At 50.2% G+C, this 1,459-nt stretch carries 1 protein-coding gene; it reads left to right on the plus strand.

Going from position 1 to position 1,459, the window contains the following annotated elements:
- Window positions 1–139 precede the first annotated feature (139 nt).
- Window positions 140–1,459 (plus strand): reductive dehalogenase (locus E1189_RS15455; protein WP_155161232.1); only part of this gene is annotated, 1,320 nt, incomplete at its 3' end.

Below are 1,459 nucleotides of genomic sequence, written 5' to 3' on the forward strand. Positions count from 1 at the left end.
CTATTGCGTGGCAGATTTGCAAGCTTACTCCGTCTTATCACTACAGATGCCTCTGATGATTGGTGGGGCTGGCAGCGGGGTTTCATTTGCGGAGCTTGCAAGCTTGTTGCGTAAGTAATTGCTCTTAGAGGATCGCAGTTTGAATGATTCAAATGCACATGTTCCAAGTAAGGAACCCAAGATTGATCGTCGCAGCTTATTAAAACTAGGGGCTGCCGGAGCAGCAACAGCTCTGGTCGCAGGGGCTCCTGCTGTTGCTCAAGCGAATAGTGGTAGCAGGGGAGGGGCTGGTGTTGTCACACACGATGACCTCCCTGTAGAAGTTGGCCCGGAATATAAGCGATTTGACCAGTATCACAGTGTTTTCAGCCGTGCTGGTCGTCGTGGTATTCCGAACATGGCTCCATATTACGATAATGATAAGCCTGGTTTTACTATCCCCGACTATGCAATGTCTCTGGCATCAACAACAGTGTTCTATGACTATTTGAACAACGGACTGGATGAGATTCATGATGCGACAGATGCACTGCCTGAGCCCTACAAGTTTCCCAGCAGTGCAATGGCCCATGCCCAAATCAAGCGTACGGCACGCCTCTTTGGTGCCGACCTTGTAGGTATTACCCGAAGGGATGAGCGGTGGGATTACTCCGAGGTTTTACACCCTAAAGGCAGAGTGCGGGGCGAAATGGCGACTCCTCAGGGAGGAGGTGTTATGACCCCGGGTGTAAGGAACAGAACCCTGCCCTGGGAAGAGGCAATGGCAGGCTTTAACCCTAAAACCGTTATTGTTATCGGCCTTGAGATGGAGTACGAAGCGCTGAGAACAGCTCCCAGCCAAATAGCGGATGCCACTGCAAACCACGCCTACTCCGAGCTGACCAGCGTTGTCATGCACCTGTCCAAATTCCTGAACAACCTGGGTTATAAATCCGTTCCATCCGTTAATCGGCTTGGGCTCAACATACCTTATGGTGTGGCAGCCGGTTTAGGAGAACTGAACCGTATGGGTACGCTGCAGAACTATAAATATGGCACGCGCTTCCGGCTTGCCAGAGTGTACACAGAGCTGGAACTGGATGAATATTTTGATAAACCCGTGACCTTTGGCGTGCAAGACTTCTGTGAAAATTGTCTGCACTGTGCCGACAAATGTCCCTCTAAAGCCATATCCCACGATGATAAACCTACTATGTATACGGCTGAAGATGTAAAAGGCCGCCCCTACATGAACCCCGGGGTCAAAAAGTGGTATCTGGATGGGCAAAAATGTCACGACTACTGGATTGAATCCGGGACAGCCTGTGGTAGCTGTATTGCCACTTGCCCCTATAACAAGCCTGATTTCTGGCACCACAGGTTGATTGATCGTCTCAACACCTTGTTGCCTGGCCCTGCCCATAAATTTATGGCGGAAATGGACCTTCTTCACGGCTACGGAAAAGTCTTTGATGAAAAG

This window comes from Parendozoicomonas verongulae, assembly GCF_009711465.1.
GTDB lineage: Bacteria > Pseudomonadota > Gammaproteobacteria > Pseudomonadales > Endozoicomonadaceae > Sansalvadorimonas > Sansalvadorimonas verongulae.